Source organism: Streptomyces panacea, assembly GCF_040560175.1.
Lineage (GTDB): Bacteria > Actinomycetota > Actinomycetes > Streptomycetales > Streptomycetaceae > Streptomyces > Streptomyces panacea.
In genome coordinates, this window is record NZ_JARJHW010000025.1 from 1 (window position 1) to 22,305 (window position 22,305).

The 22,305-nt window shown below is 70.0% G+C and carries 23 protein-coding genes; 13 read left to right on the plus strand and 10 right to left on the minus strand.

Annotated elements, in window-relative coordinates:
- Positions 1–631: 4'-phosphopantetheinyl transferase family protein (locus P3L51_RS09090; protein WP_354604586.1), on the plus strand; the 631-nt coding region annotated here is incomplete at its 5' end.
- Between the two features lie 382 nt (positions 632–1,013).
- On the opposite strand, the gene P3L51_RS09095 is transcribed toward P3L51_RS09090, so the two are convergent.
- Both P3L51_RS09095 and P3L51_RS09100 read right to left on the minus strand, forming a co-directional pair.
- On the minus strand, positions 1,014–1,358 hold the full coding sequence (locus P3L51_RS09095; RefSeq protein ID WP_435594412.1) for a DUF4235 domain-containing protein: 345 nt from the start codon (positions 1,356–1,358) through the stop codon (positions 1,014–1,016).
- A gap of 279 nt (positions 1,359–1,637) precedes the next feature.
- Positions 1,638–1,793: a hypothetical protein gene (locus P3L51_RS09100; RefSeq protein WP_354604588.1), complete on the minus strand. Its 156-nt coding sequence runs from the start codon at positions 1,791–1,793 to the stop codon at positions 1,638–1,640.
- A 324-nt stretch (positions 1,794–2,117) separates the two neighbouring features.
- Here P3L51_RS09100 and P3L51_RS09105 point away from each other — a divergent pair, with 324 nt between their 5' ends.
- Entirely contained in the window at positions 2,118–2,588 is a 471-nt protein-coding gene (locus P3L51_RS09105) for an Lrp/AsnC family transcriptional regulator (RefSeq protein WP_354604589.1), read from the plus strand.
- 75 nt (positions 2,589–2,663) lie between these two features.
- On the opposite strand, the gene P3L51_RS09110 is transcribed toward P3L51_RS09105, so the two are convergent.
- On the minus strand, positions 2,664–3,149 hold the full coding sequence (locus P3L51_RS09110; RefSeq protein WP_354604590.1) for an Lrp/AsnC family transcriptional regulator: 486 nt from the start codon (positions 3,147–3,149) through the stop codon (positions 2,664–2,666).
- 255 nt (positions 3,150–3,404) lie between these two features.
- On the opposite strand from P3L51_RS09110, the gene P3L51_RS09115 reads away from it, so the two are divergent.
- From P3L51_RS09115 to P3L51_RS09150, 8 genes are all read left to right on the plus strand, one after another.
- Positions 3,405–4,277 carry an ABC transporter permease gene (locus P3L51_RS09115; RefSeq protein ID WP_354604591.1) on the plus strand — a complete coding sequence of 291 codons (873 nt, stop codon included), beginning with the start codon at positions 3,405–3,407 and terminating at the stop codon, positions 4,275–4,277.
- On the plus strand, positions 4,274–5,071 hold the full coding sequence (locus P3L51_RS09120; protein ID WP_354604592.1) for an ABC transporter permease: 798 nt from the start codon (positions 4,274–4,276) through the stop codon (positions 5,069–5,071). The genes P3L51_RS09115 and P3L51_RS09120 overlap by 4 nt, the downstream gene beginning before the upstream one ends.
- 50 nt (positions 5,072–5,121) lie before the next feature.
- The gene (locus P3L51_RS09125) at positions 5,122–6,198 is read left to right on the plus strand and encodes an ABC transporter substrate-binding protein (RefSeq protein ID WP_354604593.1); all 1,077 of its coding nucleotides are present in this window, start codon (positions 5,122–5,124) and stop codon (positions 6,196–6,198) included.
- Between the two features lies 1 nt (position 6,199).
- On the plus strand, positions 6,200–7,324 hold the full coding sequence (locus P3L51_RS09130) for an ABC transporter ATP-binding protein (protein ID WP_354604594.1): 1,125 nt from the start codon (positions 6,200–6,202) through the stop codon (positions 7,322–7,324).
- 55 nt (positions 7,325–7,379) lie between these two features.
- Positions 7,380–8,180 carry a carbon-nitrogen hydrolase family protein gene (locus P3L51_RS09135; protein ID WP_354604595.1) on the plus strand — a complete coding sequence of 267 codons (801 nt, stop codon included), beginning with the start codon at positions 7,380–7,382 and terminating at the stop codon, positions 8,178–8,180.
- A gap of 6 nt (positions 8,181–8,186) precedes the next feature.
- Positions 8,187–8,852: an RraA family protein gene (locus P3L51_RS09140; RefSeq protein ID WP_354604596.1), complete on the plus strand. Its 666-nt coding sequence runs from the start codon at positions 8,187–8,189 to the stop codon at positions 8,850–8,852.
- Between the two features lie 103 nt (positions 8,853–8,955).
- Complete coding sequence (locus P3L51_RS09145; protein WP_354604597.1) at positions 8,956–9,675, plus strand: 3-keto-5-aminohexanoate cleavage protein; 720 nt, start codon at positions 8,956–8,958, stop codon at positions 9,673–9,675.
- Between the two features lie 250 nt (positions 9,676–9,925).
- Complete coding sequence (locus P3L51_RS09150) at positions 9,926–10,210, plus strand: hypothetical protein (protein WP_354604598.1); 285 nt, start codon at positions 9,926–9,928, stop codon at positions 10,208–10,210.
- Between the two features lie 155 nt (positions 10,211–10,365).
- Here P3L51_RS09150 and P3L51_RS09155 read toward each other — a convergent pair whose 3' ends face one another.
- Positions 10,366–11,064 carry a TetR/AcrR family transcriptional regulator gene (locus P3L51_RS09155; RefSeq protein WP_354604599.1) on the minus strand — a complete coding sequence of 233 codons (699 nt, stop codon included), beginning with the start codon at positions 11,062–11,064 and terminating at the stop codon, positions 10,366–10,368.
- A gap of 103 nt (positions 11,065–11,167) precedes the next feature.
- Between P3L51_RS09155 and P3L51_RS09160 the strand changes: the two genes are divergently transcribed.
- Both P3L51_RS09160 and P3L51_RS09165 read left to right on the plus strand, forming a co-directional pair.
- Positions 11,168–11,725, plus strand: a complete 558-nt coding sequence (locus P3L51_RS09160; protein ID WP_354604600.1) for a hypothetical protein — start codon at positions 11,168–11,170, stop codon at positions 11,723–11,725.
- Positions 11,726–12,115: 390 nt separating this feature from the next.
- Positions 12,116–13,156 carry a vWA domain-containing protein gene (locus P3L51_RS09165; RefSeq protein WP_354604601.1) on the plus strand — a complete coding sequence of 347 codons (1,041 nt, stop codon included), beginning with the start codon at positions 12,116–12,118 and terminating at the stop codon, positions 13,154–13,156.
- 325 nt (positions 13,157–13,481) lie between these two features.
- Here the strand turns inward: P3L51_RS09165 and P3L51_RS09170 are convergent, their stop codons facing one another.
- From P3L51_RS09170 to P3L51_RS09190, 5 genes are all read right to left on the minus strand, one after another.
- Positions 13,482–14,285, minus strand: coding sequence for a MerR family transcriptional regulator (locus P3L51_RS09170; protein WP_354604602.1), 804 nt, complete (start codon positions 14,283–14,285; stop codon positions 13,482–13,484).
- 100 nt (positions 14,286–14,385) lie between these two features.
- Positions 14,386–15,582 carry a helix-turn-helix transcriptional regulator gene (locus tag P3L51_RS09175; protein WP_354604603.1) on the minus strand — a complete coding sequence of 399 codons (1,197 nt, stop codon included), beginning with the start codon at positions 15,580–15,582 and terminating at the stop codon, positions 14,386–14,388.
- A gap of 416 nt (positions 15,583–15,998) precedes the next feature.
- Positions 15,999–16,805: an ABC transporter permease gene (locus P3L51_RS09180; protein ID WP_354604604.1), complete on the minus strand. Its 807-nt coding sequence runs from the start codon at positions 16,803–16,805 to the stop codon at positions 15,999–16,001.
- Positions 16,802–17,761, minus strand: coding sequence for an ATP-binding cassette domain-containing protein (locus P3L51_RS09185; RefSeq protein WP_354604605.1), 960 nt, complete (start codon positions 17,759–17,761; stop codon positions 16,802–16,804). Before P3L51_RS09185 ends, P3L51_RS09180 begins: the two co-directional genes overlap by 4 nt.
- Before the next feature lie 127 nt (positions 17,762–17,888).
- On the minus strand, positions 17,889–18,359 hold the full coding sequence (locus P3L51_RS09190) for a hypothetical protein (protein ID WP_354604606.1): 471 nt from the start codon (positions 18,357–18,359) through the stop codon (positions 17,889–17,891).
- A gap of 209 nt (positions 18,360–18,568) precedes the next feature.
- On the opposite strand from P3L51_RS09190, the gene P3L51_RS09195 reads away from it, so the two are divergent.
- A complete protein-coding gene (locus tag P3L51_RS09195) occupies positions 18,569–20,248 on the plus strand; it encodes a translation initiation factor 2 (protein ID WP_435594413.1) in 1,680 nt (559 codons plus the stop codon).
- Here P3L51_RS09195 and P3L51_RS09200 read toward each other — a convergent pair.
- Positions 20,245–22,263 (minus strand): hypothetical protein, encoded by a 2,019-nt coding sequence (locus P3L51_RS09200; protein ID WP_354604608.1) that lies wholly within the window; start codon positions 22,261–22,263, stop codon positions 20,245–20,247. The genes P3L51_RS09195 and P3L51_RS09200 overlap by 4 nt on opposite strands.
- Positions 22,264–22,305 lie beyond the last annotated feature (42 nt).

Genomic DNA, 22,305 nt, shown 5'->3' on the forward strand with positions numbered 1-22,305 from the left:
GGCCCGCCCGGGACTGTGGCTCGTAGCCACCGCCGCGCACCAGCACACAGTGGCCCGATACGCCTCTCTCGTCCTCGACCCGGCCGAACTGGCCCGCGCCCAGGAGTTCCGGCGGCCCGGCGACCGCGACACCTACATGTGCGCGCACGTCGGACTGCGCCGTCTGCTCGGCGCGCACCTCGGGGTCGCGCCACGCACCGTGTCGGTGGCCCGTGCCCCGTGCCCCTGCTGCGGGGAGCCGCACGGTCGCCCCGTACTGCCCGACGGGCGGCTCCACTTCTCCCTTTCCCACTGCGATGGACTGAGCCTGATCGCCGTCGCCGCCACCCCGGTGGGCGTGGACGTCGAGCCGGTGCCGGCGCCGCACACCGTCAGGGAGGCCGCGGAAGTCCTCCACCCGGCCGAGGCGGCGGAACTGGCCGCTCTCGCCCCCGAACTGCGCCCCGCCGCGTTCGCCCGTGTATGGACCAGAAAGGAGGCCTACCTGAAGGGCATCGGCGTCGGCCTGGGCGCCGATCCGTCGGCCGAGTACGTCGGATCCGGCCCGGTCCCATCCGCACCCGCCGGCTGGCTGACGGCCGACATCACCGTCCCCGCCGGCCACCGCGCCGCGGTGGCACTGGAGTTGTGAATGGTCCACGGCCGGACTTTGCCCCAGTCGGCGTGGAAGTTGGGCCAGGCCGAGCGGTAGAGCGCCAGGACGGCCGCGCTCATCTCCTCGTCGTGGATGCCGTCGACCTCCTTCGCGAGTTCGGGGCTCATGCCCCGGGGCTGGAGGAAGTCGCCGAAGGTGTGGCCCTGCCGGTGGGCGACGTGCGCAGCCCGGCGAGCGAACTCCTCACCCTCCGGGCTCCCCTGCCACACGGTGGCGGCTTCGTGCCACCGGTAGTCGGGGTGCCAGCCGTGGGCGACGTCGGACACCCAGCTGCGCACCGGCACGACGACTGCGGGCGGAAGCGGCTGCCGCCACCGCCGGAGGCGCCGGTGCCGGCCGGTCGCGACGGCGGACGCCGTCAGTCGCGGCCGCCCTTGTCCGTGGTCGGCCAGGTGCCGGTGGCCCGTTCGATCACCGTGGCGCCGGACCGGTCCACGGCGCTGCGTACCACGTCGAAGATGGCGCCCTGCACGGCCGCGGCGAACAGCACCTCGCCCCACCCCCGGTCGCGGTCCAAAGCGTCGGGTGCGTCGTCCTCGTGCCGGATCACCTTCCACGCCTTCTGGAAGGCGAGCCCGGCCAGCGTGCCGCCCACCCATCCGAGGGCGAATCCGACGGGCTTGTAGGCGAGTGGCAGCTTCTGCTTCTTCTTCACCGGTGTCTCCCTCTCTGGTGCCGACCCCGCCCGCGGGCTCGTGGGCATCTCACGGGTGCCCTCCCATGCCACCCCCACACCGGGGACCGGGATCCCGCGACCACTGCCGGCCGCGGCCGGCAGTCGCCGGTGCCGGCCGGGCGGTGCGGCGTCGGTGGCCGCCGGCTCGCAGGGCGAACATCGCGGTGTGGACACCGCCGCCGCCCATCAGCTCGTCAGGGGAGCCGGCCTCGGTGACGCGGCTGTTTCGACGACGTGGATCCGGTGGCGGTCGACGACGCCGGCGAGCCGGCGGGCGATCAGCGCGATCATCTGGTCGACGGCTTCCTAGAAGTAGTGCTTACGGCCGCCAACGGCGCGACCGGTGGCGCCGAGAAGCCACAGGACCGCACCGATCAGAACGAGTACGCCACCGATGGTCGTAAGGAGGGACACACCGACCGCCAGGCCGATGATGAGCAGAATGACGCCAAGAAGAATCATGGTGTTCCCAATCTCCAGGTCTTCGAAGTGCAGCGGCCTCCAACAGCTGGGCTGACGGCTCACCGCTGCACTCTTACGGGTGCCGAGTACCCCGCATCCCCGGACGAAACCAGGCCGGTTCGCCGACCTGCCCTCGCGCCGCGATCCGCCGGTGGTACGGCACCCACAGCAGGTCACGAGAGACGTGCCGAGGGGTGGGTGGCCTCTTGCGTCGGCCGGTCGGCTCCTCGACCACGGCTGCGTGGGGCGCCACTCCGGCGTCGGCCGGGCACCCGACCACCCCGTCCCGCCGCCTCATGTGACGGGTATGTCATGGTTGAAGACGTGCTCGATGACATAGACCGCAGGATCGTGCAGGCGCTGACCCGGGACGGCAGGAGTTCCTACACGGGACTGGCCCGGGGACTCGGCGTCTCCGAGGCGACCGTGCGGCAGCGTGTGGCCCGGCTCCAGGAGGGGGATGTGCTGCGGATCGTGGCACTGTGCGACCCGCTGGCCCTGGGCCATCAGTCCGTACGGCTGATGATCCGCGTACGGGATCTGACCCCGCGCGCGGTGGCGAAATCGCTGTCCGGGATGCCGATGATCAACCACGTCGCGCTCTGTGCGGGCAGCCAGGACATCTTCCTCGAAGGCACCTGCCGGGACCAGGCGCAGCTGGTGCAGTTGATGGACGACATCCGCATGCTGCCGGGGGTGTCCCGCGTACAGGTGCTGTTGCTGCTCGAACTGTTCAAGGACTACTCGTGGAGCGGGCTGTCCAGCGCCGTGGGCCAGGGCATCACCGAGGATTAGATCCCGTCGTTCGGACCTTGGCGGGGCTCGTGCGCCCCGGCACCACGCGACACCGGCCGCTCCCCCGCGGGCATGTCAGCCGGGGATGATCCGGTCCCCCGGGCGCACCGGGACCTCCCGGAAGCCGGCCCACAGATAGGTGTCCTTGATGACCTCCAGCACTGTGAGGGCCTCCGCGTGGGCCACGCCGTTGACCCGGCGCACCCGTTCGGTGAGAAGCTCCGCGAGGTGTTCGAGGTCGCGGCAGCGAACATCCGCGATCAGGTCGTAGGGCCCCACGCAGGACGCCACGTACCGGATCTCCGGCATCCGGGACAGCTCGCGGGCCACCAGCGCGACGGGGATGTGGTGGACCCGTAGCGCGAGGTGGACCTCCATCTCGCCCATCCGCAGCGCGTCCGTCATGCCGACCACCTGAAGCACGCCCTTGCGCTGGAGCCGCTGGTAGCGGGCTCGTACGGACGCCTCGGAGAGGCCGACGGTACGTCCGATCTCGGCGAAGGAACGGCGGCCGTCCACCCGCAGCTGGTCGATGATCTGCCGATCCAGGTCATCGATCACGGGACACCTCCGGGCAGTGGGCGATACTCACCTTCATCATCCCCCGCACGTCAAGAGTCGGCCTTCGCCCCGACCGCCGACTGCGAAATCCGTGGAATGAGGCACCGTTTCCCACGGAATTCGTTTCCTCTTCATCTTTTCGGCCACTGGCCGATCACCGAAGCTGTTCTCCATCGGCGGCCCCAGACCGGACCAAGGAGAACAGCGTATGCACACGACCGTTCCGCCCGACGGGCCCCCTCGCAGGATGTCCCGTTGACGACGACCGCGCCACGCTCCGTGCGCCGGGCCGCGGTGACCACGGCGCTGCTCGCGCCGGCCGGGATCACGGTACTCGGCCTGGTACTCGTGCCGCTGCTCCTCGTGGTGCGCAACAGCTTCGCCTCCGCCGACGCGTACGGCGGTGTCAAGGGCGGGTACACCCTCGCCAACTATCAGGACCTGCTCGACCCGATCTACCTGAAGGTGTTCGGCTACAGCCTGGGCATGGCGGCTCTGAACACCCTCGTCTGTCTCCTCCTCGGCTACGTCGTCTCGTACTACCTCGCCGGCCGGACCCCGCAGCGCCAGATGCTGCTCCTGCTACTGATCATCGTGCCCTTCTGGACGGACTTCCTGGTCCGGACGTTCGCGTGGATCAACCTGCTGAGCCCCGGCGGGCCGGTCAACAGCCTCACCGACGCCATCGGCTTCACCGACGGACCCACCCAGTGGATACCGAGTCAGGGAGCGTCGTTCATCGGTCTGGTGTACGCGTTCCTGCCGACCGCGATCTTCCCGATCTACGCCTCGCTGCGCGGTGTCGACAGCTCGCTCGGCGAGGCCGCCCGCGACCTGGGCTGCGGCTGGTGGCGGGTGCACACGCGGGTGCTGCTGCCGATCGCCCGGCCGGGCATGCTCGCGGCGGCGCTGCTCACCTTCATCCCGACCCTCGGCGTCTTCGTCATCCCCGTGCTGCTCGGCGGCGGACGGGACCAGCTGGTCGGCAATCTGATCGTGACCCTGTACACCGAGTTCCGTAACCAGCCCATGGGCGCCGCGGTTTCCGTGGTCCTCCTGGTCCTGATGGTGGCTTCGACGGCGGCCTTCGGACTGGCCGCCCGGCGGCTGAGGAGGAAGACCGCATGAAGCACGCACTCGACACCATGACGGCCTGGCTGGCCCGGGGCGTCATCGCCTTCCTCTACATCCCGATCATCGTCGTGGTGGTGCTCTCGTTCAACGACTCCGAGGTCACCTACAAGTGGGCCGGGTTCTCCACCCGCTGGTACGGGACGCTCGCCGACAACACCGAGCTGCTGGCCGCGCTGCGGGTCAGCGCCGAGGTCGCCCTGATATCCGCGACCCTCGCCACCGTGTGCGGACTGCTCTCCGCGATGGGCATGGCCCGCCTGGCGAACCGCTGGAAGGTCGTGTTCTCCGGCGGGCTGTTCCTGCCGCTGATCATCCCGGAGATCGTGCTCGGCGTCGCCCTGCTCTCCGTGTTCGGCGCGATGGGCGCGAACCTGGGGATGACGACCCTCGTCCTCGGCCATCTGGTGGTGACCCTGCCGTACGCGGCGCTCATCGTCCTCGGCGCGTACAACGCGCTGGACGACTCGCTCGGGGAGGCCGCGACCGATCTCGGCTGCAACCCCTGGCAGGCGTTCCGGCGGGTCACCCTGCCGTTGCTGCGCCAGCCGCTGCTCGCGGCCTGGCTGCTCTGCTTCACCATCTCCTTCGGCAACATCGTGATGTCGACGTTCACCAACGGCATCGGCTCCACCACGCTGCCGCTGCGGGTGTACTCCATGCTCAAGGGCGGTCTGACGCCCGAGATCAACGCCTTGGGCACGCTGCTCGTGCTCTTCACCCTGCTGATCATCCTCGGCGTGGGTCTGCGCCAGATGCGGCAGGTGCTGCTGGGCGGCAAGCGCGACTAGCCCCCGGTCCGGCTCCCCTGATCGCCCAACCCCGTGAAAGGCACACCCTCATGCGTACGCGCAAAGCCAGATCCGTCCTCGCCGTCTCCTCCGCCGCCGCCGTCCTCTCACTCGTCGTCACCAGTTGCGGCGGCACCGCCTCCGTCGCCGGCTCCGGCGGCGGGAAGACACTCCACATCTACGCCTGGGCCGGGGAGATACCCGACTCGGTGGTGAAGAAGTTCGAGGCGGAGACCGGAATCGCGGTCACGCTCGACACCTTCGACAGCAACGAGACCATGACCGCCAAGCTCAGCTCCGGCTCGGCCGGTTACGACCTGGTGGAGCCCAGCCAGTACACCGTCCAGCAGCTCGTCGGCCAGAAGCTGATCCAGCCTCTCGACCACTCCCGGATCAAGGGCATGGACAATCTCGCGGACAAGTTCCGCGACCCGTCGTACGACCCGGGCAACAAGTACAGCGTCCCGTGGATCTGGGGCACGACCGGCTTCGCGTACAACGACAAGTGCATCGCGTCGGCGACCAGTTGGAAGACCCTCTTCGACAAGAAGTACCAGGGCAAGGTCTACATGCTGGACAACATGCTGGCGGCCTACATCGCGGGGCTCCAGGTCACCGGCGCCCGCGCCACCAGCACCGACGAGGGCGAGATCAAGGCCGCGACCAAGGCACTCGAAGACCAGAAGAAGCTCCTCGCGGGCTACAACTCCACCAACTACCCGCAGCTCCTGTCCACCGGGCAGGCGTGCGCGGCCCAGGCGTGGAGCGGTACGGCCATGGCGAAGGTCGTCGCCGCCAACCAGAACGTCCACTACGTCATCCCCGAGGAGGGCGGCTCGATCTGGACCGACGGGCTCGCCGTCCCCCAGGGCGCGAAGAACACGGACGCCGCCTACGAGTTCATCAACTTCACGCTGCGCCCCGAGATCGCGGCGATGGCAACCGACGACGGCGGCAGTGCCAGCACCAACGCCAAGGCCCGCGAGTTCGTCAAGGACAGGAAGGCGCTGGAGAACCCGGCGATCTACGCCACCGACGAGGCCGTCGCGAACGCGGACTTCCTGCTCGACCCGGGCGCCGCGATGAAGCACTTCCAGCAGGGCTGGACCAAGGTGAAGGCGTCCTGACATGACGGTTCCCGGGACAGTCTCCCTCAAGGACTCGCAGCACGGCGCGACATCCACGGCGCCGGCCGTCCGGCTGACCGGTGTCGGGAAGTCGTTCGACGGCACCTGGGCCGTCAAGGACGTCACCCTCGACATTCAACGCAACGAGTTCTTCTCGATCCTCGGCCCCTCGGGCTGCGGCAAGACCACCCTCATGCGGATGATCACCGGCTTCGAGTCACCCACCGAGGGCACCGTCGAAGTGGGCGGGGCCCTGGCGACGGGCGTGCCGCCGCACAAACGGGACCTCAACATGCTCTTCCAGAGCTACGCCCTGTTCCCGCACCTGAACGTCCGCGAGAACGTGGCCTTCGAACTGAAGGTCCGCAGATCGCGCCCCAAGGCGGAGATCGCGACCGCCGTACTGGAGGCGCTCGCGCTCGTCCGTCTCGACGGGTACGGGGACCGGTCCATCGCTCAGCTCTCCGGCGGACAGCGACAGCGGGTCGCCATCGCCCGTGCCCTGATCGGCCGTCCCGCCCTGCTGCTCCTGGACGAACCGCTCGGCGCGCTCGACCAGAAACTGCGGGCCGAGATGCAGCTGGAGCTGAAGAAGATCCAGCGCGAGGTGGGGGTCACCTTCGTCACGGTCACCCACGACCAGGAGGAGGCCCTGACCATGTCCGACCGCATCGCGGTCATGGACGGCGGCCGGGTGCTCCAGGTGGACACCCCCGAGGCGATCTACGAACGGCCCGCGACACGGTTCGTCGCCGACTTCATCGGTACGTCCAACTTCCTGACCGGTGTGCTCGGAGGCGGACGGCTGGGGGCGGACGGGCTGGGAAACATCGCGGTCCCCGACGGCCATGGACAGCCCGACGGCGGCCGGGTGCATCTGGCCGTCCGCCCGGAGAACGTCCGGCTCACCCGCGCGTCCGAGGAACCGGCCGACTGCCCGGTCCTGGTGGACGCCACCCTTCAGCAGATCGTCTACCTCGGCAACGCCACCCGCTACCACCTCGCCCTCACGGGCGGCGGCGAGCTGATCGCCGAAGCACGCGGCGCGGATGCGAGCGGGCTCGCCGTCGGCGAACGGGTGGTCGCCGGATGGCACCCCCGGCACTCCCGGGTGCTGGCCGAATGACCGCGCGCCCGCTTCCCCGGTCCGCCCCGCCCCCTCGTACCAAGGAGATACGACCGTGAAGGTCGCCGCAGCCCAATTCGCCCCGACCGCAGACGCGGCGGCCAACCTCGCGGTCATCGAGGAGATGACCAGGGAGGCCGCCGAGTCCGGCGCCGAACTCGTCGTCTTCCCCGAGGAGTCGATGATCCCCTCGGAGGCCGCCGAGTCCGGGCCGACCCCGCTCCATGAACTCGCCGCGAGCCACTGGCCCGCGTTCATCGACTGCATCACCCGGATCGCGTCCGCCTACCGCATCGCGGTCATCGCCGCCGGATACGAGGACAGCGGCACGGCGCTCCCGTACAACACGATCGCCGCCGTGGACGCGGGCGGCGAGGTCCTCGGTCTCTACCGCAAGATGCATCTGTACGACGCGTTCGACTACAAGGAGTCCCGCAAGGTCCAGCGCGGTGACACCGGCCCGGTCGTCGTCCGGATCGGCGACTTCAACGTCGGCCTGGTGAACTGCTACGACGTCCGCTTCCCGGAGTTCACCCGGTCCCTGGTGGAGATGGGCGCCGACCTGCTGTCCGTGTCGGCGGCCTGGGTCAAGGGCCCGCTCAAGGAGGACCACTGGACGACCCTGCTGCGCACCCGGGCGATCGAGAACACCTGCTGGGTGGTGGCGTCGTCGCTGACCACGCCTGACTGCATCGGCATGAGCATGGCCGTCGACCCGCTCGGCGTGGTGCGGGCGGCCCTCGGCGAGGAGGAACGCTCGATGCTCGTCGTGAACGCCGACAAGGACCGGATCGACAAGGCCCGCACGGTCCTTCCCGTGCTCCGCAACCGCCGCATCATCATCGGACCGAGGTAACCCGTCATGCCCATCGAGATGTACGAGCTGCCCGCCCCGCTCGACGAGGAGCTGGCCGAGAAGCTGCGCAAGGTGGACTTCCCCACCCTCGGCCACTATCTGGAGGAAGGTTTCTGCGACCCCTCGCTCCAGCGGCAGGCGGGGACCGACCGGATCGTCGGGCGGGCCGTGACCGTACGGATCACGGCCACGGACTCCACGATGCTCCATCACGCCGCCGGGCTGATCGGGCCGGGGGACGTGGTCGTGGTCGACTGCGGTGGCGACCGGCGCCACGCCGCACTGGGCGAGGTCCTCGCCAACGCCCTCGCGTCCCGTGGCGCGGCGGGCGCGGTCGTGGACGGTCTGTGCACAGACATAGACGCGCTGCGGGCGGTGGGGCTGCCGGTGTACGCGTACGGGCGTACGGCCCTGACCACCAAGCTGCACGGGATCGCGGACGGTTCGCTGTGCGCTCCGGTCGTGTGTGGCGGCGTCCCGGTGCAGGCCGGGTACGTCGTCCTGGGTGATGCCAACGGCGTGATCATCGCGTCCGCCGCGCGGCTCGCCGCCGTCGTCGACGAGGCGCTGGCCGACGACGCGGAGGAACCGGCCCTCGTGGCGAGACTCTGGCAGGGCGGACCACTGGGCTCGCTGACCGGTGCCACCGAGACGCTTCAGCGCCTCATCTGAGATCCGCGCCGGGGTGCCCGGGGAGAGCGCCCGGGGAGACCGGAAGCCGGGTACCCCCCTCGCGCGACGCACACGTGTCGCGCACAACCCCGAAAGGACCCACGTGTTCCTCAAAGCCGCCGTCAACGGCGGGCGTTCCCAGGCGGAGCGGCCCACCGTCCCGGTGACCGCCGCGGAGATCGCCGCCGACACCCTCGCCGTACTCTCGGCCGGGGCGGACGTCGTCCACTTCCATGTCCGCGACCCGGACGGCGGGCAGACCATCAGGCCCGAAGCCCTCTCCGAGGTGCTGTCCGCTGTCCGGGCGGCAGCGCCGGACGCGGTCGTCGGTACCACGACGGGCCTGTGGACCTGCTCGGGCCCGGAGGAGCGCTACCGGCTGGTCATGTCGTGGGATGTCCTGCCCGACTTCGCGTCCGTCGCCTTCAGCGAGGAGGACGCGGCGCGGACGGCGGAGCTGGTGGTGAAACGCGGCATGGCCCTGGAGAGCGCGGTGTGGACGATGGACGACGTCCCCCGCTTGCTGGCGTCACCGACACTGCACGACAACATCCGTATCCTCATCGAGCCCGTGGAGGAGGATCCGGCGGAGGCGGTCGCGTCGGCCCGTGCGATGGCGACGCGTCTCCAGGAGGCGGGGGTGGCCTGCCCGCTCCTCTACCACGGCGACGGCCCGACGGTATGGCCCCTGGTACGGGCGGCGATCGAGGACGGTCATGAAACCCGGGTCGGCTTCGAGGACGGTACGGACCTCCCCGACGGCACGGACGCTCCCGACAACGCCGCACTGATCCTCGCCGCCCGCGCCCTGGCCGCGGGCTGACGCGGTCCGAGCCACGGGTTTCCATGAGGACCGGAGCCTGCCCGGTCCGGGCGGCGAACGCTTCGTCGGCGCGGCGTGGCGGTAAGGCTTTCGCCGAGGGGGCTCTCGCCGCCCGAAGCCGCCATCCGGATCACCGCGAGCGGCCCTTCCGGTGATTGCGAGGCACCTCGTGAGCGAAGTAGCTGCCGCGGGGGTACGGCACCTCAGCACAGGATGAACCCGGAACCCGGAACCCGCGAGGAGATCAGCCATGTACGCAGCAGTACGGCGGTACGAAGGTGTGACCGATCCGCCCGAGGTGGCACGGCTCGTGCGAGAGGGCTTCGTGCCGCTCGTGCGCGAGATCCCCGGTTTCGTGGCCTTCTACTGGATCGATGCCGGGAACGGTGTTTTCGTCTCGACCAGCGTCTTCGGGGACCGTGCCGGTGCCGAGGAGTCGACGTTGAGGGCATCGCACTTCGTGCGGGAGAACCTCGCGTCGCGGCTCCCCAACCCGCCCCAGGTCACGGCCGGGGAGGTCGGGGCTTCCGCGTAGCGGGACCTGCCGGATCCTGCGGCGCCGACCATCGCGGTCACCGCCGGTTCGGGGAAGCGCACATGGGTACACGCGGGTGCACGCGGGTGCACGCGGGTGCACGCGGGTCTCCTTCGCGGAGCGGGACCGGCCCGCCGGTCTCGCCACGACCGCCGTTACGCGCCGGGGGGCGAGCACTCAATGCCGGAGACCGTCGTGGCCGCCGAGAACGTCCGGCCGGGTGCGGAGACGGCGCGTTCGTCGGGCCCACGGGCGGTGTGGATCCGCAGCAGTCCTTCGATGCCGCGCAGCAAGGTCTCGCCGGTCAGGACGGGGTCGCCGAGATAGCCCGCGCTCATGGCGCCGTCGCGGAGCATGACGAAGTGGCGCCCGGCGTACTCGGCCTGCGCGGCCGTGATCCTGGCGAACAGACCGGTGATCGTGTGCAGGAACCACTCGCGGTGCTGCACGACGGCACGGTGGACCGGGTGGTCGGGATCGGGGAATTCCGCTGCCGCGTTGAGAAAGGCGCATCCGCGGTAGCCGGGCGAGCGGATCTGCTCGACCAGGGACACACCGATGCCCCGCAGGATGGCGTCGGTCGGCACGTCTGCCGCCATCAGGGAGCCGATCTGGGCGCGGATCGCCTGGTCGACGCTTCCGATGTAGGCGACGGAAAGGTCGTCCTTGCTGCGGAAGTGGCGGTAGAAGGTGGCGTTGGTGACCTTCGACTCGGCGACCAGGCGGTCGACGCCCACCGTGTGGATGCCCTCGGCGTAGAAGAGCTGCCCGGCGGTCCTCAGGAGCCGCTCCCGAGCCTCGGACACTCGCCTGCCAGGGCCTGTGCCGGCTTCCATCCGTGTCATATCACCCATTGTAGCGGGTAGAACGATCTCTCTTGTTTTCGCGGGAGGGGTGTGCCAGGCTGCGAGCAAGAGAGACCGTTCTCTCTATCTCACACACTCACTGGAGTACCCCATGGCATCCACCGCCTCCGCCGAACTCGTCGGCGCCAAGCCCGCCCTGCGTCGGCTGTACGTCATTCGCTTCGTCTTCGCCGCCGCATGGGCGGCGCTCCTGTTGGTGTCCGGCTCGGACCTCAGCGCCGGGGCCAAACTGCTGCTGTTCCTCTATCCGGCCTTCGACGTGGTGGCGGCCGTCGTCGATGCCAGGTCGGCGCGTGCCGACGGGCCGGTCAAGGGCCTGTACGCCAACATCGCCGTCAGCTCGCTCGCCGCCATCGGCATCGCGGTCGCCAGCACCTCGGGCGTCGGCGACGTGCTGCGCGTCTGGGGCGCGTGGGCGGTCCTGTCCGGGCTGGTCCAGCTCCTCGTGGGCGTCGCGCGCCGGCCGATGGGCGGCCAGTGGGCCATGATCGCCAGCGGCGGCATCTCGGTGCTGGCCGGCGCGACCTTCATCCGAAGCGCCTCACAGGACGCCCCCTCGCTGACCACCCTCGCCGGCTACGCCACGCTCGGAGGGATCTTCTTCCTGGTCTCGGCGCTCCGCCTGCCGCGCTCGACCAACAGGGGCTGAGAACTGTTCTCGATCCCCCGGGCCGGCCCAGGAAGGGACTCGGGTCCGCCGGGTTCTGTGCTGACAGCCCATGCGTGATGCCGTCGCCTCCGGGAACCGGACCGGACCGGACCTGGGGCCCGCCTCGATCCGCGCCGCGTGGTCAGCGAGTAGTGGCCGCTGGGCGAGGGTGGGTGGGGCGGGGCCCTGCGCGGGACCGCAGCCACACCCGGCCCGCCGGCCCCACCACGCAAACGCGGGTGGTCCGTTCGACGGCCCGGCCAGGATTCATCCCCGCGCACAGCCCGGCCGTCCGCTGTCCGCGCCCCCGGCAGACCAAGATCGATTGTCAGTGGTGGGTGAGACGATCAGTACATCGAGCCGGAAAGCCGGAAAGAGGGGGAGCTTTTCATGTCCGTAACTCAGAACTACATCAACCACGTTGCTCTGGTGCTGGACGCCAGTTCGTCCATGTCGCATCTGAGCGGCAAGGTCGTCGAAGTCGCCGATCAGCAGATCGCCTATCTGGCCCGCCGGTCGAAGGAACTGGACCAGGAAACCCGCGTCACGGTGTACGTCTTCGCGAACAAGGTGGAGTGCGTCGTCTATGACAAGGACGTGCTCCGGATGCCGTCCCTCAAGCAGCTCTACCGGGCCGGCGGCATGACGGCTCTGCTCGCGGCCACGCTGAAGTCGCAGAGCGAGCTGGCGCAGACAGCTCAACTCTACGGCGACCACAGCTTCCTGACGTTCGTTCTGACCGACGGTCAGGAGAACGCAAGCCACCGCTGCCCCGACGCCCCCGCCACGGACCCGCGGGAACTGGTCAATGCCGTGGCCAGCCTGACCCGGACGCAAGCGGACAACTGGACACTGGCTGTCCTGGTGCCCGACCAGATGGGCAAGCGCGAGGCCATGCAGTGCGGCTTCCCCAAGGACAACATCGCCATCTGGGACGCCACGAGCACGCAGGGGCTGGAAGAGGCCGGGCAGGTCATTCAGCAGGCAACCGAGAACTTCATGGTGGGCCGCGCAAAGGGAATCCGCGGCTCGCGGGCGGTGTTCTCCACCGGTGCCGACGCTGTCAACAAGGACACCATAAAGGCAGCCGGTCTCACCCCCGTGAAACCGTCGGAGTACCAGCTGATTCCGGTCGCACGCGAAGCGGGAATCAGGGACTGGGTCACCGAATGCGGACACGCCTACCGCACCGGCTGCGCGTTCTACCAGCTGAGCAAGCCGGAGAAGGTCCAGGCACGAAAGCAGATCGCCGTGCTTGAGAAGAAGACAGACCGCGTCTACACGGGTCCCGAAGCCCGAAGCCTGCTCGGCCTGCCCGACACCGAGGTCCGCGTCAAGCCGGACCACAACGACGACTTCACCATCTTCGTCCAGAGCACCAGCGTCAACCGCAAGCTCGTCCCCCACACCCGGCTACTGATCATGATCTGACGCCCGTTCATCAGAGGAGTCCCGCCGACCCAACCGGCGGGACTCCTCAGCACACACACCCGCAACCCCGGAAGCAGTCCTGGGTCAACCTCGGCGTCACGGACCTGCGCCGGGCCGACTGCGACGGGCTGAGCCTGCATGAGTTCAACCTCGACCGCACGGGAAGGATCTGGAACGTCGATCAACGGTTTGTACGCATCCAGCCTTGTCCCACAAGGCCGTGGTCTCTTCTGGGGCTCCGGCCAGACCGACTCCAACGCTGCTCTGACTCCGGGACGGACGAATGGCGACAACACCCCCGGCCCGGAGTCAGAGCAGCGCTCACTCAGTCATCAACAGCGGATCTGCCGACGACACCTGGCGGGTCCACGCGCTCGATCTTGGTCCAGCCGGTCCAGCCCCGCTTCTTCAGCAGGTCGATCAGCCGACGGGCCGGCGGCGCGGTATCGAAGGCCAGTGTGTCGAGCAGCTTGGCGATGGGTGGGTCGATGTCGGAATCGTCGAGGTAGTCCTCACCCCTCTCGTCTGCCATCTTCGTGATGTAGGCGGCCATCTTGTCGGCCAGGTCGACCAGTTGGGGGTCGTCGTCGGTTCGGTCGAGGGCTTGGCCGAGGGTGAGATAGAAGTCGATGAGTTGCGGGTCGGCGATCTGCGCCCGCTTGCGTGCGGTCCACTCCGGGATTCGCTCGGGTGAGTGGGCGGCCAACGGGATCCAGCCGTCGCGTTCGACCCGGACGATCCGTTCGTCGACCCCGAGTGCGCGTAAATGGTCGAGGAACGCGACGACTTCCGGAGGGAGCGCCAGGTTGTCCCCGGCGGCAAGGCGGGCGATCCGTTCGCGGTGCCGCTGCCGGTCCCGGATCTCCGCCCGTAGCCGCTTGTCGATGTCCGCGACCGCCGTGGCGAACTCGTCCTCGTCGGCCCGGAGCAGCGCCCGTACGCGCGCCAGTGGGACGCCCGCGTCGCCGAGGGTACGGATCTTGATCAGCTCGATCACGGCGGCGGCGTCGTATCTGCGGTAGCCGGAATGGTCCCGTTCCGGTTCCGGCAGCAGGCCTTTGGCGTGGTAGTGCCGTACCGCGCGCACGGTCACTCCGGCGTACGAGGCCAGCTCGCCGATGGTCAGCATCGGATCAGTCTCCTAGCTTGGTCTTCAACGACCGCCTCTGGAAGTGGAGTTGAGTCGTTCCCGGCAACTTCCCCTTTCCGGGCGGACGTTGCGAAGAAGCTCAGTGCGCCGGGAGGCGACTCGTACGCGGTGATTCCGGCCCCGGTCCTGGCCCCGGCTCCGGTCCCGGTTCCTGCATGGGATCGCCGGACGGAATGAGGGCGGGCTGGTAGTGCCGCGTGAAGAGGGTCGCGACCAGGTCGCGGCGGCTGCGGACGCCCGTCTTGTCGAAGACCGACTTGAGGTGGTCCTGGACCGTGTGCGCGGACAGCCGGGCCTGCTCGCTGATCTCGGCCGTGGAGTGGCCGCGCAGGACGAGGGCCGTGATGTCCCGTTCGCGGGGAGTCAGTCCGTACGCCGCGACGACGAGCGCGGCGTGTTCACCCGGTCCGGCGGGTTCGACCACGACGGCGACGTCGGCGGGCGGCTGGTCGCCCAGGCGCCAGGCGTGCAGGCGGACCAGGCCGCGCGACCGGGTACGTACCAGCGAGGAGAGCGAGTCCGCGGCGCCGGGGGCGCGGACGGCGGCGGCGAGTGCGTACACCGCCGGGGGCAGGTCGGCCGGGCGCGATCCGGTGGCCCGGCCTCGTACCGTACGGTCGTCCGGCGGAAGGTCCTCGAACCAGGCCGCGACCGACGACGTCAGGTGCAGCGGCCGGTATCCGGCGTCCAGCATCACCAGGGCCGGGGAGACGGGCGACGGCTCCTGCCGGGCCCGTTCGGTGAGATGGAACCGGCGTAACGCCTCGCCGAGGGGCCGGGACAGGCCCGCGGCGAGAGCCAGGGCGTCCGGCCCGAGCGGAGGCCCGTCGCCGAGACCGATGATGAGTGCGCCCCAGGCACCACGGGAGTCGCGCAGCAGGATCCGGAGTTCGTCCTCCAGGCCGAGCGGTCCGATGATGTCCCGGTAGCGGGGGCTGTGTTCCGGCGGGCCATCGATCTCGCGTCTGAGCAGGCCGACCGGCACGGGTCTTCGCGCCAGCTCCGGAAGGGAGTTGACGTCACCCTCCCGGTACTCGATGTCGATCATCCGGGGCATCAGCCGCCCTGGTACGGCGTCCCGGTAGTTGCCCCCGGTGTTCATCAGCGTCCACGGATCGACGGTGATGCCCGCCCACACTTCGGACCGCAGTATCGGGGACACCGCCCCGATCACCCCGGCGAACATCCCCTCCACCGTGCGGGCGGCTCCCGCCGCCCGCACCGCGTCGTCCCGGACCCTGCCGAGCCGGCCACGTCTATCCCCGTTGTCAGGCATGACCTCAGATTAGGCCTGACTTCGCCGTTGATACTCCAACTTCCCCGGACATAGCGCCTGTTGGTCACCTTCGGCAGGAGGCGGGACCATCGCCGAGGGGGAGACCGTCAGGCGATCCGCCAGTGCCGGTTGGTCTGGGTGGCGACGCGGTCCCACACCTGCGTACGGGTGCCGTTCCCGCCGATCGAGCCCCAAGTCGGCGTCCAGGCACAGTCCGCTGGCGCTGTTGCGAAGCTCGTAGTAGCCGCCGGCCTCCGGGTAGACCCAGGCGACGTCCCACTCTTGGCGGCGTTCGTGCCCGCGCAGTCCACCGGCCCGTTCAGCGTGATCGGCGGGGCGCGGCGGTCCCATCCCAGAAAGGCGGGGAAACGGAAAGCGTTCGCAGGGTCAAACGCTGGATCACCTCGCACAACAAGCTAGGCCGCGGCGCGGGTCCGGTAGAGGTGTCGTGACCAGAGGTAGCCGGTCAGGCCGATCAACACGCACCAGCCGACGGCCCGGAGAACGTCCGGACCGGCCGGCGCTCCGGCCAGCAGACCGCGGCAAGTGTCCATGAGCGGTGTGAACGGCTGGTGTTCGGCGAACGGGCGCAGTCCGGCGGGCATCGACTCGACCGGCACGAAGCCGCTGCCCACGAACGGCAGGAGTACGAAGATCATCGGCAGGTTGCTCGCGGTCTCCGGGTCGGGGCCGGCCAGTCCCAGCGCCACGGTGAACCAGGTCATCGCCAGGGAGAGGAGTGTGAGCAGGCCGGTCAGGCCAAGCCACTGAGTCGCCGAGGCGGCGGTCTGGAGACCCATCAGGAACGCCGCCCCGAGGAGCGCCGCGAGCGCGAGCGCCGTCTGGATCACCGCGCCGAGAACATGGCCGGTGAGCACCGAGGCCTTGGCGATCGGCATGGTCCGGAACCGGTCGATGATCCCGTTCTTCATATCGGTGGCGACCAGGACCGCGGTGCCGATGGAGACGCTGGCCACCGTCATCATCAAGATCCCGGGAGTGATGTACGTCAGGTAGTCGGCCCGGTCCCCCGCCGGGGCTCCCGCCGGGGTTCCGGGCAGACTGGCGCCCATGGTCGCGCCGAAGACGTAGACGAACAGCAGCAGGAACAGAAGTGGCTGCCCGACCAGTATCACCGTCATCGACGGGTACCGGGCCATGTGTCTCAGGTTGCGCCGCAGCATGGTCGCCGAGTCGCGGACGGCGTACGTCGCGGTGCTCATACCGGCACCTCCCGCGAGGGGTCGTGGGTGGTGGGGCGGCCGGTGAGGGCCAGGAACACGTCGTCGAGGTCCGGGGTGTGTACGGCGAGCCCGGCGACAGCGCCGTCGTCGTCGATCCGGTCCAGCACCCGTCGCAGTGCGGTGAGGCTGCCGTCGTACGGCAGAGTCACGGTGAGCGTCTCGGCGTTCGGGCTCGCGTCGGGCAACCGGCTCGCGAGTACGGCTACTTGCTCACGGTCGGTGGCCTGGAGCTGAACGTGGCCGCCGGGGACCAGCCGTTTCAACTCGGCGGCTGTGCCATCGGCGACGAGCCGGCCCCCGTCGAGCACACCGATCCGGTCTGCGAGTTGGTCGGCCTCTTCGAGGTACTGGGTGGTGAGGAAGACGGTGACCCGGTCGGCCACCAGCTCGCGCACGATCCCCCACAGGTCACGGCGGCTGCGCGGGTCGAGGCCGGTGGTCGGCTCGTCGAGGAAGATCAGCCGCGGGCCGGGCACCAGGGTCATCGCCAGGTCCAGCCGCCGCTTCATACCGCCGGAGTACGTCGCCGCGCGCCGGTCGGCGGCCTCGGCCAGATCGAACCGCTCCAGCAGTCGCCCGGCCGCGCTCCGCGCGCGGTGCCGGTCGAGGTGGCCGAGGTCGGCCATCAGCAGCAGATTCTCACGTCCGGTCAGCAGCTCGTCCACGGCGGAGAACTGTCCCGTGACGCCGATCGACGCGCGCACCTGATCGGCCTCGCGGCGTACGTCGTAGCCGGCGACCCTGGCCTCGCCGGCGTCCGCGGGCAGCAAGGTGGACAGGATCCGGACGGCGGTGGTCTTACCGGACCCGTTGGGTCCGAGCAGTGCGTAGACGGTGCCCGCGGGGACGGTCAGATCGACTCCGGCGAGCACTTGGTGGTCGCCGTACGACTTGCGGAGTCCGCTGACCTCGATCGCGCTGGTTCTCGTTGTCATGCGAACCATGGTGCGAGGTTGCCCCTGCGTCAGGGTCAACTGCCGGGGCGGCGTGATCTCCGTACGCGCGCGGTCGCCGTTCTGCGCTGTCCATCAGCGATACGAACCGTGCGCCCAGGATGACGAGTCACTCCGGTCGCGGGACAGCCGGGTCCAGAGCGGCCTGTGCGGCCGAGATGAAGGTCTGCTTGGCGCGCTCGATGTCGTCCGGCGAGTCGTCGCGCCGCAGGCGGTCGGCCACCTCGCGCGCCGCGCGAGCCACATCGGCGGGGCCTTCCAACGCCACGGCGCCGAAGGCCCGTTGGAGAGCCGCGCCGTCGCTTCCGGGTCCAATCCCGGTGCGGCTCGTGAGCGTCGCGGCTTCCGCGGCTTCCAGAAAAGCCACATAGGTCTGGCGCCGGAGATCAAGCAGTCGGACAGCGCGCTGCTCCTGAAGCGTCAGGCGGACCGTGTGGAGCAGGGCGTCCGCCTGCCGGTCGCCGGCGTGCTGTGCCGCCTCGGCCTGTCTCATGCCCGCGCTCCGCGCGAACCAGCCGGTGACCAGGCTGCCCGCGAGGGCCGAACCTGCCGCGATCAGTGCGATCCCCCACTCGTCCATGGCGGCCATTGTTCCCGACCGGGCCGGTGACGGGGCACGAACAGTCGTCGGGTACCCCGCAAGTCACGAAGGTACGATCAGGATCATGCCGCCGAGCGAGCCCGAGGAACCTGGCCTGATCAGCGGTAACTTCATGCCCGACGGGCCGCCCGAAGCTAGAATGCACACTTCGGGCGACGGGCGACGGGCGACGGGCGACGGGCGGGGTGGTGCTGTTCGCCGCGCGCTCGGCGATCGCCCTGTACCGGCTGCTCGATGTCCTTCCGGTGTTCGCCGGTGACGAGCGCGTCAGCCGTGTGTTCACCCTCGTTCCCGGTTCCGAGTTCGGGGTCGACGCGCTCGCGGCCGTCGAACGGGTCGGCGCACACACCGTCCCCTGGGACGAGGCCTGCCGCACCTCGTACGACCTGATCGTCACCGCGAGTCCGAAGGGCGAACCGCACCTCCTGCGCGGCCCCCGGGTGCTGTTGCCGCACGGCGCCGGCTTCAGCAAGACGTTCCACGGAGAGGGAGGGGAGGGATCCGCGGGCGAGGCGTCGGGCCTGGATCCGAGGTACTTGGTGCCGGACGGCGGTACACCGCCCGCTCTGCACGCGCTGGCTCACCCCAGCCAGATCGACCGGCTGGCGGCGCTCAGTCCGCGAGCGGCGGCACGCGCCACCGTGGTGGGTGATCCGACCCTGGAGCGGATCCTCGCCTCGCTCCCCCTGCGTGACAGATTCCGCGCCGCGCTGGGAACGGGTGCCAGACGGCTGGTCGTGCTGACGTCCACCTGGGGCGAGGAGTCCCTGCTCCGGCGTCGTGCGACCCTCCCCGGCGAACTCGCCGCCCGCCTTCCGCAGGATGCGTACCAACTCGCGCTGATCGTGCACCCGAACCAGTGGAGCCGGACCGGCGAGTTCGAGCTGTCGGAGCAACTCGCGCCCGCGCTCGACGCCGGAATGATCCTCGCCCGGCCGCACGAGGACTGGGCCTCGGTCCTGGTGGCCGCCGACGCCCTGATCACCGATCACGGCTCGACCGCGCTCTACTACGCTGCCGCGCTGGACGGTCCGATACTCGGCGCCTACGACGGGGGCGACGAGCTGATCCCCGGCAGCCCGATGGCGGAACTCCTCGCCCACGCACCGCACTTGGACCGCTCCGCCGATCTCGAAGAGGTACTGGGGAGTTGTCGGGCGGGGACCGGGCGGGCCGCGGCCACGTCCGCGTTCGCGTTCACCTCCCCCGGACAGGAGGGCGCGCTGGAACGCCTCCGGCGGGAGCTGTACCGGCTGCTCGGCCTCACCCCGCCCGCCGTCCCCGTCGCCGCCCGGCTGCTGCCGGTCCCGGCTCCGCCCTCCCGTACGCCGTCCGCCTTTGCCGTACGCGTACGTCTCGACGGCGACGAGACGCACATCGAGCGCTTCCCCAGCCACGTCGACGCGCCCGCGCACCACCTCGCCGCCGAGTACGGCGCGGCCGGGGAACGGCAGTTGCAGAGTGCGGGGTTGCTGTACCGGCGCACGGACCGGACGGCAACCGCGCCGTACAGCGCCGGGTGGACCGTGGCCGGCTGGACCTCTCACGCCCTCGACAGCTACCCGGGCTGCCGCACCGCCGCGGCCGTGCTCTCCCCGACGCACTGTGTGGTGCGGGTCCGGGGCGGTTCGCCGCTGTCCGTCCGGATCGAACCATCACGGGAGAACGGCCGGATCGCCCACAGCGATCCGGCAGCCGTGCTCTCCGCCGTCCACGCGCGACTGGCCGTGTCGGGCGGCCAGGTCTGTTCCGAGACCTCCAGGACCGCTGAGACCGCTGACATCGCTGTGACCTGTGTGATCGGGGGCCGTCGGTACGACGTACGCCTGTCCCCCGCCACCGCGGAGGAGACGGGGCGGATCCTCTAGGCGAGGCCGTTCCGCACCCGAATCGCATGCGCGGCCACCCGGTGGGCCTCCGCCTCGTCAGGGCGCCCCTCCTCGTCGGCCAGTTCGGCGAAAGCGTGGAGGATCCGTTGCTCGTCGGCGTCGGAGCCCCGGCCGCGAGCGCCGGCCAGCGAATCGACGTATAGCACCCGCGCCTCGGCTGGACGTCCGAGTCCGCACAGCACACCGCCCCACGCGAAACCGATACGCCCGGCCAGCCGCTCCCGTCCCAGTTCGACGGCCGATCGGTGGGCCTGCGCCAGCAGTTGGGCCGCCTCGTCCAAGTCGCCGAGTTCGGCAGTCGCCTGGCCCAGACGGTAGGTCTGGAGTGTGACGCCGTACGTGTTGGAGATCGCGTGGTGCACGTCGCGCGAGCGCCGGAAGTCCGCCGCCGCGGCGGCCCAGTCGCCTTGGGCCGAGTGCAGCATGCCTCGGAACTCAACGGCGGACGCGCGCAGTTTGCTCATCCGCGCCGAATCCCCGAGCGTCTCCAGCGTCGCGAGTGCCCGCTCCAGCTCCTGCTCGGCCTCGTCCGTTCTCCCCTGCTCCCACAGGGGACGAGCCAGCTGGCACCGCATACGGACCAGCGCGGGCAAACTCCCGGCGCGCCCCGCCGCCGCGACGCCAAGGCCGAACACCTCGATGTCGTCGGCGGGTTGGGGGTGGTCGAGGTAGTGCGTCCACAGAGGCTCACACAGGGCCCATGTCTCGGTGTCGAGGCCCAGCGAGTGGGCGAGGCGTACGCAGGCGTGCAGCGCGTGCCGTTCGGTGTGCAGCCAGCGTGCCGCGCGCCGCGCCCTCGCCCTGGCCTCCTCGGGCCGCCCGCTCTCCTTCGCGTCGGCGGGGTCCGCGAGCGGGGTGTCGGGGGCACCTTCGATCGGCGGAACGGCGTCCGCCACGACGAGCCTCCGGCCGGCGGCGAAGACGTCCGCCCGCTGAGCCTGCCGCAGGAACCAGGTCACGATTCGCCGCTGCGCTTCGGCCCGTTCCCGCTCCGCCCCGTCCTTCCCGGCCCGGCGACGGGCGTGCGCGCGCATCAGATCGGGCATCCGGATCCCACCGTCCGTGGTGCCCGGCACCTCGCGGGTGTCGAGCAGCCCGGCGATCTCCAGTTCTTCGAGCGCTTCGTCGGCCGCGTCCCGGCCGAGCCCGAGAAGCGCCGCTGCGGATTCCGGAGTGAACGACGGTCCCGGATGGTCGGCGAGCAGCCGGTAGAGCAGGGCTGCTTCGGGGGTGAGGCCGAGATACGCCGCGTCCCATACCTTCTCGACCACCGGCACGCCCTTCTCGTGCAGTTCCTTCGACAGTTCGGCAAGCAGGCGTGACAGCGGTCGCCGCCGGTACTTACGGATCCAGCGGGCGGCGACGTGCAGGGCCGCCGGCAGGCCGGAACAGAGCTGGACGACCCCACGCGCCGCGTCGGGCTCGTCCGTGAGCCGTTGATCCCGTACCACGAGCCGTAGCAGTTCCGCGGAATCCGCCTCGTCCAGCGGATGCAGTTCGAGATCGACCGCGGCGCCGTCCTCGATGTCGTACAGCGGACCGTGGCTCGCGACGATCGCCACACTGGTGCCGGACCCCGGGAGCAGGGGGACGACCTCCGCTCCGTAGCGGGCGTTGTCGATCACCACGACCAGCCGTTCGCCGTCGGTCCGAGTCCAGTACTGCTTGCAGCGTCCTTTGAAGGAGGACGCCAGCATCTCGGGCGCGACACCGAGGGAGACGAGCAGTTGACCCAGCGCGTCGGCGACCACCACCGTCCCGTCCCGGCGGAAGTCGTCGAGATCCACGTACAGCACGCTGTCCGGGTACTGGTCCCGCAGCGCGCGAGCGAGGCGGAAGGCGAGCTCCGTCTTGCCCGAGCCGCCGGGCCCGCTCAACGCGAGGCACAGGGGCCGGGAGCGCGCGTTCCACTCGGCGACCGCGGTGAAGGCCCGGTTCTGCTCGTCCTCCCGATTGACGAAGTGCACGATTTCCGGAGGAAGTTCATACGCCATGCGGTCCGCCCGACTCCGATGTCCCACGTCCGGGGCGCCTGG